We start from the raw sequence: 12,711 nt of genomic DNA on the forward strand, positions 1-12,711 counted from the left end.
AACCTGAAATGGAAAAGCAAAAATCAACTGCGCTAACCTCTTACCAGTGGTTTGTAGTTATAATACTGGCACTTACGCAGTTTACCGTAATACTCGATTTTATGGTAATGTCGCCCATGGGCGATATCCTTATGAAATCACTCAATATGTCTACCCAACAGTTTGGTATAGCCGTTTCGGCTTATGCATTCAGCGCCGGGGCATCGGGCCTGCTAACGGCCGGTTTTGCCGATAAGTTTGACCGTAAAAAGCTGCTGCTGTTCTTTTACATAGGTTTTACAATTGGCACCGTGTTTTGCGGCCTGGCAGAATCGTATACCCAAATGGTGGCAGCACGCATTTTTACCGGCCTTTTTGGCGGGGTAATAGGCTCTATATCAATGGCCATTGTAACCGATATTTTCACCCTGCAGCAGCGTGGCCGCGTTATGGGTGTAATACAAATGGGCTTTGGCGTAAGCCAGGTTATGGGCATACCCGTAGGGCTTTGGGTAGCCAACCACTTTGGCTGGCATACTACATTTATTGTCGTTGCTGCATTAGCGGCCCTTATTGCCATACTGATTGTAGCCGTACTGAAACCGGTTAACGCCCACCTTGCTATAAAGCATGACCGTTCTCCGCTAACGCACCTGCTCAACACGCTTAAAAACAGGGATTACCGCATAGCCTTTAGTTCTACCGCGCTGCTCTCTATAGGCGGTTTTATGATGATGCCTTTTGGCAGCACCTTTGCCGTAAACAACCTGGGGGTAAGCGATGTTGACCTGCCCCTGGTGTTTATGTACGCCGGCATCGCCACACTGATAGCCATGCCTTTTATGGGCTTTTTGAGTGACAGGGTTAATAAGTTCAGGCTGTTTGCTGTAGCATGCCTTTGGGCAACAGGTGTAATACTCGTATACACCCACATGGGCAACATAGCCTTTGGACTTGTGGTTACCTTCAACATACTTATGATGGTGGGCATTACAGGCCGCATGGTGCCCAGTACCACCCTGGTAAGCGGTGTACCCGCCATGCAGGACAGGGGTGCCTTTATGAGCATTAACGCATCATTACAGCAAATATCAGGCGGTATAGGTGCCGTTATAGGCGGCCTTATTGTGGTGCAGCCCACCAAAGCAAGCCCATTGGAACATTATGAAATTGTGGGCTATATTGTAGCGGTCATTACCTTTGTAAGCATTGGGCTTATGTACAGGGTAGACAGGCTGGTAAAGCGCAAAGCCACCCAGCAGCCGCTTAACAACATACAGGATAAGGATATTGCGGTAGTGGAAGCATAAGTTGGGAGAAATTCCAAAAAACAAAATTCAAATTACAAACAGGCTACGCTATATGTTTGGTTTTTAAACCTATACATATAGCGTAATTTGTTATATTTGGATAAATTCTCCTCAAAATGAAACTGTTATACTTCCTTCTTTTGCCTTTGCTGCTGGCGGCACAGCCCAAAGACAGCCTGCCGGTTAAAGCCTTTACTTTTACCCGTGCACATTATAAAAATTTTGTAATCGATAAAACGGGGCTTGTATTTGCCGTTACAGCCGGCGACAGCCTCATTATCTGGGATATTAAAGAGGGCAGCTACTCTGTTGAAAAGGGCATTGCTGCTGTGGCCAAACACGCATCGGGCAATACAGTTAGTGTTACCACAAAAGGGCAGATACACTTTAAGGGGCGCGTGCTTGATTCGGTTATAAATGCGGGCAGTATACGTAATTTGTTTATGTATAAAGATATGCCTGTAGTAATTACATCAAGAGGTGTATATTATGACGGCTCAAGGTATTACCCTGAAGACCAAAAGGCATTGCAGGAAATGACAGTACGCACCCAGGGGAAAAGACACTTTTTAACAGGCAGCCTGCAATATTTAGATGCCAACGGAAAGTTATGGTTTTGCTACGACCGTGGCGAATTTGGTGGCGGTATTGCTTTTTTTGACCTGAACACCAGGAAATTTACCGCTGCCGATAACCTGTACTTTATGTATGATGACAAGTATGAAGATGATGAATCGAGAAACCGTAACCCGGGCGATGCAGTACTGTTTGCAGAATTTCCTGAATATGTAAAAATTACCGAAACCGATACCCTTTATAAATTTCCATATGATCTATATATAAATCACATGAAAGGTATTGCAGAAGATGGTGAGGGCAATTTTTTGCTATCAGAAAGCCTCATGCACTTTTTTCTTGACGGAAACATTACCCTGCTTGAAAAGAGTATTTATGACGGTTTTTATAAGATAAACAGGCTTAAAGGTTTAATAGGCTATGAAACCTTAACTAATGATCTTGGTATACACAAAATCACAACCGAATACATAGGCCCTACAGCTTACAACCCTTTTGACAACCATTTTTATTACTATGGCAGCGATGGCTTTTTCAGGATTAGTAAAGAGAATGAAAAATATAAGAAAGAGCTGCTTTTTAAACCTTCGCTCATGTGGGATTATGGCATGCCGCATGCTGTTGGCGCGCAAATGAACGTTACCAAATTTGAGTTTATCGCACCCGGCGAAGTTATATTCTTAACCACAAACAGCGGCATTGGGTATTACAACGGTAAACAAATTACCTATTACAGGTAAACCGTTTTTTACCCCTACGTAAAGCACTTCAATGCGCCTCTAAAAAAACTTTGCGCCTTCTTTGTGCATCTTCAAAAGCCATCGCAAATAATCTGTGTAAATCATTTAAATCTGTGGCAATGTGAGACACATTCAATGTGTCTCTACAAACAAAAAAAGCCGCCCCTTTGCAGAGGCGACTTAACACTAAACTAAATATACCTAGTAAAAATTACAGGGCCGCTACAATATCCCTCCACTCCTGTAGTTCAGGAACACCCGGCTTGCGCTTGCCAAAGAACTGTACGATAATATCGCCCATTTCGTTAAATACCTCAATAGCGGTAACTTCGCCGTCTTCGGTAGGCTTGCGCACCACCCATGTCTGGGCAATTTTCTCGGTGTCAAGGTGCAGGTTAAAATCAGGGTCCATTACATTAAACCATTGGTTGTGCCACATGGTTTTGCGCACACGGCCTGTGTGTATTTGTATGTTGCCGCGGTTGCCCACAAAGCACATAATAGGCGTTTTGGTTTCGGCCGCAGCCTCAAGCATTTTTACAACACCTTCTTTTTCAATTTTTTTAGCAAGGTGCTCGTTTGGCGCAAGGCGAAGCGCCTGTGTGCGGGTAACACCAAATTTTTTCAGCATACCAAAGAACGCGTGCGTATCTTTAAGGCCTGTCCATGCTTCCTGGAAAGCTGCCACATCTATTTCAGAATCCGGCTTTTCTTCCACGTTTACAACAACTTCAGTAACCGGCTCTTCTGTAGACTGGTTGTCTGATGTGTATTTTTGTACCAGTACGTCAAACGCCTCGGCATTACTGTCGGCCGTAAGGTAAATTTTGTGTATGGCAAGGCCGTCTTTACCAAAGAACTGAAGGCTCTTGCGGTCGCCGTGCTCACCTTTTTCGCTTACGGCAAAGGCTTTATCCCAATGCGTAAGGAAAATCCTCATATCGATATCTTCACCCACAAACAGGCTTGCAAACGGGCTGCTGAAGTCAGGGTTAAGATAAACACCTTTGCGCTCGTGCACGCACTCATCGTTGCGCGTAAGGCCCATTACTTTGCCAAGGCTTTCTACCTCTGTAAGTATGTTGGCAAATTCCGGGCGCAGGCGTACAACCTCTTCGCCTACCTGTGTGGCAAGAAGCTCTGCCTCGCTAACGCCAAGTTTTTCGGCGGCATTACGGATGCGAAGGTGTGGGTTTTCTGCTTTCAGGGCATCCCACTGCTGTTTTAGTGTGTTGGTGATGGTACTCATATGCTGATAATAATTAAGTTCCGAAGATAATTAAAGGATTTTGATTTACAGGGTTGGCACATATAGTGCACGGAAAGTTGTATACCTGGCTAATGGTTTCGCGCGTAAAGACTTCGCCCGGCACATCATGAGCCACAATACGGCCTTTTTTAAGCAGCATAACCGTATCGGCAAACTGTGCGGCCAGGTTAAGGTCGTGCAGCACCATAACAGCGGTGTTGCCACGCTGTGTAAATTTTTTAATGGTGTGCAGTATGCGGTGCTGGTGCAGCACATCAAGGTTGTTAAGCGGCTCATCTAAAAACACAAGCTTGTTATCAACATCGTTATCCAGCTGGGCAAGTACCCGCGCCAGGTGCACGCGCTGTTTTTCGCCACCGCTAAGCGAGTTATATTCACGCCCGGCAAGCGGTGCCACATCAGTTTCTTCCATGGCGGCCTGCACGGCATCTATATCGGTTTGGTGCGGGGTGGCATTAAAATAAGGGTAGCGGCCCATCATTACCACATCTTTTACAGACAGAGGTATATCAGGGCTGTTGCTTTGCGAAAACTTGGCCTTGTTGTGTGCCAGCTCGCGCTCATCCCAGTCTTTAAAGGTTTTCTTTTTAAAGATAATGGGTTCGCTGCCTTTGCCCATTTCGTTAGCCAGCACGCTAAGCAGCGTACTTTTACCGGCACCGTTAGGCCCCACAATAACCAGCAGCTCGCCGTGGTTTACCTCAACGTTTATACCTTCGAGTATGGTAAACCTGCGATGCGCATAAGATATGTTGGTAGCCTGTAACATTACATTTGTTTTCTGTTCCTTATAAGGATCATCATAAAAATGGGTGCGCCCATAAAAGCGGTTAGCACCCCAATGGGCAATTCGCCCGGTGCAGCCACAGTACGGCTTATGGTATCGGCACTAAGCATAAGTATAGCACCCCAAACCGCCGCCAGCGGCAATATTATGTGGTAGTTGCTCTTAAATATAAGCCTTAAGATATAAGGCACTATAAGCCCCACAAAGCTTATGGTACCGGCAAATGCCACGCTGGTGCCCACCATAAGGGCGGTTAGCACCACAATTTGTTTTTTAATCCGTTCAACAGGTATACCCAGGTGCTGTGCATCGCGTTCGCCCAGCATCATGGCATTAAGCGCTTTGCCTTTTTTTATGAGCATGCTGTATGCAACCAAAACCACCAGCGCCAGTATGGCACATTTTATCCAGGTTGCCCCGGCAAGGCTGCCCAGGTTCCAGAAGGTAAGGTCGCGCAGCTCATCATCTTTTGCAAAGTAAATCAAAAGCCCCATAACGGCAAAGCCTATTGCCGTAATAGCCACACCACTTAACAGCATCATAACAATGTTGGTGCGCCCGCCCTGCGTTGAGATGCGGTATACCAGTATCATGGTTATAAGCGCGCCTGCAAAAGCCATAACGCTCAGTAGTGAATAATGCAGCGCCTCGGGTATATAAGGCTTTATGTAGCTGCCCAAAACAATGGTAACAGCCGCAAAAAGCGATGCCCCTGCGGTAATGCCCAGCAAATCGGGCGTGGCAAGCGGGTTGCGGAACATACCCTGCAGGCACGTGCCGCTAACAGCCAGTGCACTACCTATAAGTATACCCATAGCAATGCGCGGCAGGCGCAAATCCATAAGCACAAAGCGTTCAGATGCGTCTATGCTGCCATCGTTAGTCCATATCCCGCTGAATATTTCTAAGAACGAATGTTTTTCAAATACAAACACCCCGCTGTACAGCGACCACACTGCCAGCCCGGCCAGCAGTGCAAAACTTAACAACAGGTATAAAAAGAGCTTATTCTGCATTATTTAAGCAGCGCGTTCAAAGCCTTAGCCGCTTCGCCCGTACGAGGGCCAAAGTTGGTAAGCAAACCGCCATCCATTGTAATAATTTTTTTGTTTTTACCGGCGTTGGTTTTATCAACACCCGGCAGTTTAAGCACACCTGCTTCACCGTTTACGCTTTGTGCACCACTGTCAAACAACAGTATATAGTCAGGGTTTGCAGTAACAACGGCTTCAGGTGTAAGGGGCTTGTAATCGGCAAAACCGGTAATGGCATTTTCGCCACCTGCAAGCTGAATCATAGCCTCAATAGGTGTGCCAGAACCGCTTACCATAAGCATATTTGCACCACGGGCATAAATAAACAGTACTTTAGGCGCTTTTTCAGGCTTGGTTACACCGGCAAGGTCGGTATCAATTTTGTCCTGAACGGCCTTAATATCTTCATGGCCCAGTTCTTTAGCCACATCGGCAATCAGTTTTTTAGCACCGTCTTTTGTAAACTCCTGCTTAAAGATAACGGCCTTAACACCGCTGGCTTTTATTTTAGCCGTAAGGTCGGGCGTAAGGTCTTTTTCTGTACCGAAGATAATGGTTGGCTTAAGCTCCATAATACCTTCTATAGAAACACCGTGTGCCACGTGGCCCAGGTCTTTAGCCGTTGTCTTAACGCTTTCAGGATAGGTAGAGGTTACATCTACACCCACAATGTTTTTTTCGTGGCCCAGCGCAGCAATTACCTCGGTAACAGCGCCGTTAAGCGACACAATGCGGCTTACGTCATTCTTTACAATAGTATCTTTAGCGGTGGTCTCGCCTTCAGCAGGCTTGGCGCCTTCATTTTTACAAGAAACCGTGGCAAGCACAAGTATTGCCGCCAGTAGTGAAGTTATTTTTTTCATTGGTTAATGTTGTATAAGTGTATAAAATTGCAGGCAAATGTAATCCCTTTTATTTAGAATGAAAAAAAATAAGGGTTAAAATAAGGTAACGCGCAACGGCTTTTGTGTGATATTAAAATTATGTATCCGTGCATCTGGCGGGTAAACTAAATCGTTATAATGGCAATTTTTATACCTTTAGCGCCATAAAATAACCACATTCGCAAATAATTAAAACAATGAATTCCAAAAACACATTTTTTGCTTTATTTGCTGCCCTTGGCCTGCTTTCTTCCTGCGGTACTTACCGCGAATTAGACGGCGGCATAGACTATGGCAGCGCCTCTACCCCCGTTGTAAAAACAAAGGGCACACAAATTATTGAGCCAAACGGCACACCCATTACCCTTAAAGGCACTAACCTGGGCAACTGGCTGGTGCCCGAAGGCTACATGTTTAAAACCAACAAAGTAGCATCGCCCACTAAAATTGACGAGCTTTTTAACGAGCTGGTAGGATCCGACAGCACCACCGCTTTCTGGCATAAATACCTTGACCGCTACGTTACGCACGATGATATTAAGTACCTCAAGCGCATAGGCTGCAACCACCTGCGCCTGCCGTTTCACTACAAAATGTTTACCGATGACCTGTATATGGGCACCCGCAACAAGGGCTTTGAATATTTTGACCGCGTTATAAACTGGTGCCGCCAAGAGGGCGTGTATGTGCTGCTGGATATGCACTGCGCACCGGGCGGGCAAACGGGCGATAATATAGACGATTCTTACGGCTACCCGTGGCTGTATTTTAGCCAGGCCGCACAAAACCAGTTAAGCGAAATATGGGTGCGCATTGCAAACCGCTACCGCAACGAGCCTGTTATTATAGGCTATGATGTGGTAAACGAGCCCTTTGCCCATTACTTTAAAGATGAAGTGAAAGACTACAACCACCGCCTGTTTTTAATTTACAAGCGTGCCGTGGCCGATATACGTACCGTTGATAAAAAGCATGCCATATTCCTGAACGGTTCTGTCTGGGCGGGCGATTTTGGTGTGTTTGAAGAAATACTGGATGATAATATTGTGTATGAATTCCACAAATACTGGTTTGACGTTAACCAGGAAGCCATACAACAGTATGTTGATTTTCGCGATAAGCACAATGTGCCCATTTACATAGGCGAAACCGGCGAAAATACGGATGAGTGGATTAAGGAGTTTACCGCCCTGCTGGACAAGAACCAGATTAACTGGGCCTACTGGCCGTATAAAAAGATGGACAACACCCGCGGCATCATGAATTTTACCCAGCCGGCTGACTACCCGCTGATTACCAAGTATGCCGACAGCGACCGCAGTTCGTTTGAAAACATCCGCAAGAATATGCCTGACAGGGTTAAGGTGCAAAAAGCCCTGAACGGCTTTTTAGAGCAGTGCCAGTACAAAAACTGTTTCCAGAACAAGGGGTATATAGACGGCCTTGGGCTTAAGGTGGAGTAAGGAACCCCTATTTTCAGTCGCCGTCATTGCGAGGAGGAACGACGAAGCAATCCTTTTTCTATTAAAGATTGCCACGCTCCGCAAGCTTCGCTCGCAATGACGGAACCTGAAAAACAGTATTCGAAAAATCTGTGAAAATCCGCTAAATCCGTGTCATCCTGAGCTTGCCGAAGGGCGCGTTCCACTTTCAGTCAGCCTGTCCCAATTATTATCGGGAATCGAAAATCGCGTCCAGTCGAAAAATCCAACAATCCAACAATCGAACAATCTAAGAATCCAACAGCCCCTTCGCTTTTTCTAAATCCTCGGGGGTATCAATACCAATGCCCACATGGCTGGTTTCTACCATCCTGATTTTTTTTCCGTACTCTAAATAACGCAGTTGTTCCAGTTTTTCGCTGGCTTCAAGGGTTTGCATGGGCAGCTTGTAAAAATCCATAAGCGCATGCTTGCGGAACGCGTAAATGCCAATATGCTTCATATACCTTACCCCCACTTCCTTATCCCTCGGGAACGGAATAACCGAACGCGAAAAATACAGCGCAAAGCCCTTTTGGTCGGTTATAACCTTTACGTTGTTGGGGTTTTCAATATCGTTCCAATCCGTAATCTGCGTCATTACCGATGCCAGGTCTACCTCATGGGCAAAGTCGCTTTTAAACACCTCCAGCACATCGGCCAGCGGTTCTTTGTTAATGAAAGGCTCATCGCCCTGCACGTTCACCACAATATCAACATCCAGGCTTTCAACGGCTTCGGCAATACGGTCGCTGCCGCTTTCATGCTCCTTGATGCTCATAATGGCCTTGCCGCCGTTGGCAGTGATTTCGTTGTAAATAATATCGCTGTCGGTTACTACAAAAACATCGTCAAACAGGCCGGTGCCAAGGGCAGCCTGGTAGGTGCGGGTAATAACGGTTTTGCCGCCCAAATCCTGCATTAGCTTGGCAGGAAAACGGGTACTGGCATATCGTGCGGGTATAACGGCTATGGTTTTCATAATTTTATTTTACTATTATTTAGCTGTTTTTTTAACACAAAGACACAAAGAACACTAAGCTTTTAGAACATTAAAACCCTTTTAAGTTCACAAAAAGATACGCACCGTATCTCAATTATAGGTTTAACTTATTCATACTTCTTCCTTGTGGCCTTTGTGTCTTTGTGTTTTAACCTCTAAAAGAATTGTTTGCTTATATTAATAATTCAAAATTCGTGAAAATAGTTGAAATCAGGGAGTAAAAAACGCTACCCACAAAATTCTTTTGTCCCATACTCCCCTCCCTGTTGTCTTGCCTGCACAGGTTAAAAGATAGTTATACACGCTATTTTTGGCTTACATAATCAATCAAAATGAACAACTATTACGCATTAATTGAAACCCCTAAGCCTTCCGGCGAACTATACACCGCCATTAACAACGTTGCCGGCTGGTGGACTGAAAATATGGAGGGCAACACACAAAACGTAGGCGATGCCTTTACCGTTACCTTTGGCGAAACCCACATGAAACTTAAGGTTGAAGCACTTGTACCCAACCAAAAAGTAATATGGCGGGTAACCGACAGCCACAAGCATTTTGTAACCCGGCACAACGAATGGAACGGCACACAGATAGTGTTTGAAATAACCGGTGGCACCATAACCTTTAACCATTTTGGCCTTGAGCCGCAACTGGAATGCTATGAAATTTGCGAAGGCGGCTGGAACCATTATTTAGCCAGCCTTAAACTATTGATTGAAACCGGCACAGGAAATGCTGATAAGAAGGTGTAAATCAATCCTCAAACACCTCATCCTTAAACCCTATCAAATACAGCTTATCCTTAGCGCGTGTTACCGCCGTGTACAGCCAGCGGATGTAATCCCTGTCGATACCCTCGGGCAGGTAGGGCTGCTCAATAAACACCGTGTTCCACTGCCCACCCTGGCTTTTGTGGCACGTCATGGCATAGCTGAACTTTACCTGTAGCGCATTAAAATGCGGGTTCTGTTTTATTTTAAGGAAACGCTTAAACTGCGTGGGCTCATCGGCAAAATCAAGCTGTACTTCCTGGTACAGGCGGTTGCTTTCTTCGTATGTTAACGACGGCGACTCACTCGTTAAGGTATCCAGCAGCAGCACCGTTTCAAGCGGAATCTGGTCGGGGTAATCTACCAATCTTATTTTTACGCGGGCAAACTTAAACCCATACAGCTCCTCAATCCTGAAAATTTCCAGCACCTCAATAATATCGCCGTTGGCAATAAACCCGGCCTCACTTTTTTCGTCCAGCCAAAAATAGTTGTTCTTTACCACCATAAGGTAGTCGCCTGTAGACAGCTCGTTTTCACGGTCTAATATCCGCATCCGTATTTGCTGGTTATAGGCATTGGCGCGCTTGTTACTGCGCACAATAAACGCCGTATCTTCAATACTATAATTACTGTAGGCATGGTGTATGGCATCCTGGATATCATAACCATCCGTTAGCCTCACAATATCCTTAAAGCCTTTTACTTTAAACTGAAATGTATCTATAAAATGTGACTTCAGTATCTCCCTTAGCTCTGTAGCGTTGTATAATATACCCGACTGCTCAGCCTGGCGCATAACCTCGTCAAGCTCTATGTGCTGTACGTCTTTGTAATACTCGCGTGCAAGTCCGTCTATATCCAGCGCGGGGCTCATGTCACTGTTTACGGGTGGCAGCTGTGCGGTATCGCCCACTAAAATCAGCTTGCAGTTGGTGCCGGTATACACATAGCTCATGAGGTCGTCCAGCAGCGAACCGTTTTCATACAGCTTGCTGTCGTTTGGCGTGTCGCCTATCATAGAGGCTTCATCTACAATAAAAACCGTGTCTTTAAATTTGTTGATTTGCAGCGTAAAGCCCATGCCCTCACCTGCCCCTTTCTTGGGGAAATAAATGCGCTTGTGTATGGTAAACGCCTGCCGGTTAGAGTAGCCCGAAATAACCTTGGCAGCACGGCCCGTGGGTGCCAGCAGCACATACTTCATCTTGGCATCAGCCAGGTGGTTTACAAGCGTGGAAATTATGGTGGTTTTACCTGTACCGGCATATCCCTTCAGTACAAAAAGGTCGTTTTTGCCACCTCCGGAAACAAATTCGGCTATTTTTTGCAAAAAAATGTCCTGCTTGAGCGTGGGGCTAAACGGAAAGTTTTGCCTTAATATCTTGTAAAACAGTGCAGGTGTCATTTGTCAGGGAAAATTAGTATTGAACCCCAAAGATAAGGCTATTTAACACAGAACCGCAAGGCACAGGGCGGGCTTTGCCAAAGCTGCTTCTTAAAACCCTGCCCAAAAAAGCCGTTTTAAAAAAATACCCCTTACCTTTGCAGTACAATATTATATTGATGCATACTTTTAATACAGAAAACATACAAATGTTAGATATACAGGCCATAAGGAGCCATTTCCCTATACTTACACAAACGGTTAACGGCAAGCCGCTGGTGTATTTTGATAACGCCGCCACATCGCAAAAGCCGCAGGTGGTTATAGATGCCATTTCAAAATATTACAGCGAAATAAATGCCAACATTCACCGTGGGGTACATACCCTGAGCCAGCTGGCTACCGATGCCTATGAGGTTTCGCGCCACACCATTCAGCGCCACATAAACGCAAAACACGCGCACGAAGTGCTGTTTACCAGCGGCACCACACACGGCATTAACCTGGTTGCAAACGGCTTTACCCAGTTTGTAAAGGCTGGCGATGCCGTAATGGTTTCGGCTATGGAACACCACAGCAACATTGTGCCGTGGCAAATGCTGTGCGAGCGAACAGGTGCCAGCCTGCGCGTTATCCCCATGAACGAAAAAGGCGAACTGGTACTGGAAGAATTTGAAAAACTGCTGGACGAAAACGTAAAAATTGTTTCGGTTAACCATATATCAAACGCGCTGGGCACCATAAACCCGGTTAAATTTATTATTGATAAGGCACACGCCGTGGGCGCTGCCGTGTTTATAGACGGTGCACAGGCATCGCCACACCTTAGCATAGACGTGCAGGCGCTCGATGCCGATTTCTATGCCTTTAGCGGACACAAAATGTGCGGCCCTACGGGCACGGGCATCCTGTATGGAAAAGAAGCATGGCTCAACAAGCTGCCCCCTTACCAGGGTGGCGGCGAAATGATTAAGGAGGTTACCTTTGAAAAGACCACCTATGCCGACCTGCCCCATAAGTTTGAGGCCGGTACACCACACATTGCCGGGGGCATAGTGCTGGGCACTGCGGTAGATTACCTTAACAGCATTGGCCTTGACAACATTGCCGCCTATGAGCACGAGCTGCTGGAATATGGCACGCAAAAACTTAGCGAAATAGAGGGTATACAATTAGTGGGTACAGCAAAGGAAAAAGCATCGGTACTGTCATTCAACCTGGCGGGCATTCACCCGTATGATGTGGGCACTATAGTAGATAAAATGGGCATTGCCGTGCGCACGGGCCACCACTGCGCACAGCCGGTTATGAATGCGTTTTGCATACCGGGCACTATTCGCGCGTCATTTGCTTTTTACAACACTAAACAAGAGATAGATGCGCTGATTGCTGCCGTTAAAAAAGCACAGATGATGCTGGGCTAAACGGTTTGGCATATTTTTAGTATTTTTACGTGGGTTGTACCACAAAGACACACAAAGGAGGCA

Annotated in this window: 11 protein-coding genes; 5 read left to right on the plus strand and 6 right to left on the minus strand. The window is 46.0% G+C overall.

Going from position 1 to position 12,711, the window contains the following annotated elements; translation table 11 throughout:
* Positions 1-8: 8 nt before the first annotated feature.
* Both AM279_RS13570 and AM279_RS13575 read left to right on the plus strand, forming a co-directional pair.
* Positions 9-1,289, plus strand: coding sequence for an MFS transporter (locus tag AM279_RS13570; RefSeq protein ID WP_054408570.1), 1,281 nt, complete (start codon positions 9-11; stop codon positions 1,287-1,289).
* Positions 1,290-1,405: 116 nt separating this feature from the next.
* Positions 1,406-2,605, plus strand: a complete 1,200-nt coding sequence (locus AM279_RS13575) for a hypothetical protein (RefSeq protein ID WP_054408571.1) — start codon at positions 1,406-1,408, stop codon at positions 2,603-2,605.
* A 211-nt stretch (positions 2,606-2,816) separates the two neighbouring features.
* Here AM279_RS13575 and AM279_RS13580 read toward each other — a convergent pair whose 3' ends face one another.
* The 4 genes from AM279_RS13580 to AM279_RS13595 are packed head-to-tail and all read right to left on the minus strand — an operon-like array spanning position 2,817 to position 6,559.
* Positions 2,817-3,854, minus strand: coding sequence for a hemin-degrading factor (locus AM279_RS13580; RefSeq protein WP_054408572.1), 1,038 nt, complete (start codon positions 3,852-3,854; stop codon positions 2,817-2,819).
* Between the two features lie 13 nt (positions 3,855-3,867).
* On the minus strand, positions 3,868-4,644 hold the full coding sequence (locus AM279_RS13585) for a heme ABC transporter ATP-binding protein (RefSeq protein ID WP_054408573.1): 777 nt from the start codon (positions 4,642-4,644) through the stop codon (positions 3,868-3,870).
* A complete protein-coding gene (locus AM279_RS13590) occupies positions 4,644-5,678 on the minus strand; it encodes a FecCD family ABC transporter permease (RefSeq protein WP_054408574.1) in 1,035 nt (344 codons plus the stop codon). Before AM279_RS13590 ends, AM279_RS13585 begins: the two co-directional genes overlap by 1 nt.
* Positions 5,678-6,559, minus strand: a complete 882-nt coding sequence (locus AM279_RS13595; protein WP_054408575.1) for a heme/hemin ABC transporter substrate-binding protein — start codon at positions 6,557-6,559, stop codon at positions 5,678-5,680. The genes AM279_RS13590 and AM279_RS13595 overlap by 1 nt, the downstream gene beginning before the upstream one ends.
* Before the next feature lie 218 nt (positions 6,560-6,777).
* Between AM279_RS13595 and AM279_RS13600 the strand changes: the two genes are divergently transcribed.
* On the plus strand, positions 6,778-8,043 hold the full coding sequence (locus tag AM279_RS13600; RefSeq protein ID WP_054408576.1) for a glycoside hydrolase family 5 protein: 1,266 nt from the start codon (positions 6,778-6,780) through the stop codon (positions 8,041-8,043).
* A 268-nt stretch (positions 8,044-8,311) separates the two neighbouring features.
* On the opposite strand, the gene kdsB is transcribed toward AM279_RS13600, so the two are convergent.
* The gene (gene kdsB / locus AM279_RS13605; protein WP_054408577.1) at positions 8,312-9,043 is read right to left on the minus strand and encodes a 3-deoxy-manno-octulosonate cytidylyltransferase; all 732 of its coding nucleotides are present in this window, start codon (positions 9,041-9,043) and stop codon (positions 8,312-8,314) included.
* Positions 9,044-9,396: 353 nt separating this feature from the next.
* Between kdsB and AM279_RS13610 the strand changes: the two genes are divergently transcribed.
* Positions 9,397-9,819 (plus strand): SRPBCC family protein, encoded by a 423-nt coding sequence (locus AM279_RS13610; protein WP_054408578.1) that lies wholly within the window; start codon positions 9,397-9,399, stop codon positions 9,817-9,819.
* Between the two features lies 1 nt (position 9,820).
* Here the strand turns inward: AM279_RS13610 and AM279_RS13615 are convergent, their stop codons facing one another.
* Positions 9,821-11,245, minus strand: a complete 1,425-nt coding sequence (locus AM279_RS13615) for an ATP-dependent DNA helicase (protein WP_054408579.1) — start codon at positions 11,243-11,245, stop codon at positions 9,821-9,823.
* A 188-nt stretch (positions 11,246-11,433) separates the two neighbouring features.
* On the opposite strand from AM279_RS13615, the gene AM279_RS13620 reads away from it, so the two are divergent.
* The gene (locus AM279_RS13620; RefSeq protein WP_054410341.1) at positions 11,434-12,648 is read left to right on the plus strand and encodes an aminotransferase class V-fold PLP-dependent enzyme; all 1,215 of its coding nucleotides are present in this window, start codon (positions 11,434-11,436) and stop codon (positions 12,646-12,648) included.
* Positions 12,649-12,711 lie beyond the last annotated feature (63 nt).

The sequence above is a fragment of the Flavobacterium akiainvivens genome, from assembly GCF_001278115.1.
GTDB classification, from domain to species: domain Bacteria; phylum Bacteroidota; class Bacteroidia; order Flavobacteriales; family Flavobacteriaceae; genus Flavobacterium; species Flavobacterium akiainvivens.

Coding starts and splice junctions, on each gene's coding strand:
- AM279_RS13570 (WP_054408570.1), top strand. CDS start 9: ATGGAAAAGCAAAAATCAACTGCGCTAACCTCTTACCAGTGGTTTGTA.
- AM279_RS13575 (WP_054408571.1), top strand. CDS start 1,406: ATGAAACTGTTATACTTCCTTCTTTTGCCTTTGCTGCTGGCGGCACAG.
- AM279_RS13580 (WP_054408572.1), bottom strand. CDS start 3,854: ATGAGTACCATCACCAACACACTAAAACAGCAGTGGGATGCCCTGAAA.
- AM279_RS13585 (WP_054408573.1), bottom strand. CDS start 4,644: ATGTTACAGGCTACCAACATATCTTATGCGCATCGCAGGTTTACCATA.
- AM279_RS13590 (WP_054408574.1), bottom strand. CDS start 5,678: ATGCAGAATAAGCTCTTTTTATACCTGTTGTTAAGTTTTGCACTGCTG.
- AM279_RS13595 (WP_054408575.1), bottom strand. CDS start 6,559: ATGAAAAAAATAACTTCACTACTGGCGGCAATACTTGTGCTTGCCACG.
- AM279_RS13600 (WP_054408576.1), top strand. CDS start 6,778: ATGAATTCCAAAAACACATTTTTTGCTTTATTTGCTGCCCTTGGCCTG.
- kdsB (WP_054408577.1), bottom strand. CDS start 9,043: ATGAAAACCATAGCCGTTATACCCGCACGATATGCCAGTACCCGTTTT.
- AM279_RS13610 (WP_054408578.1), top strand. CDS start 9,397: ATGAACAACTATTACGCATTAATTGAAACCCCTAAGCCTTCCGGCGAA.
- AM279_RS13615 (WP_054408579.1), bottom strand. CDS start 11,245: ATGACACCTGCACTGTTTTACAAGATATTAAGGCAAAACTTTCCGTTT.
- AM279_RS13620 (WP_054410341.1), top strand. CDS start 11,434: ATGTTAGATATACAGGCCATAAGGAGCCATTTCCCTATACTTACACAA.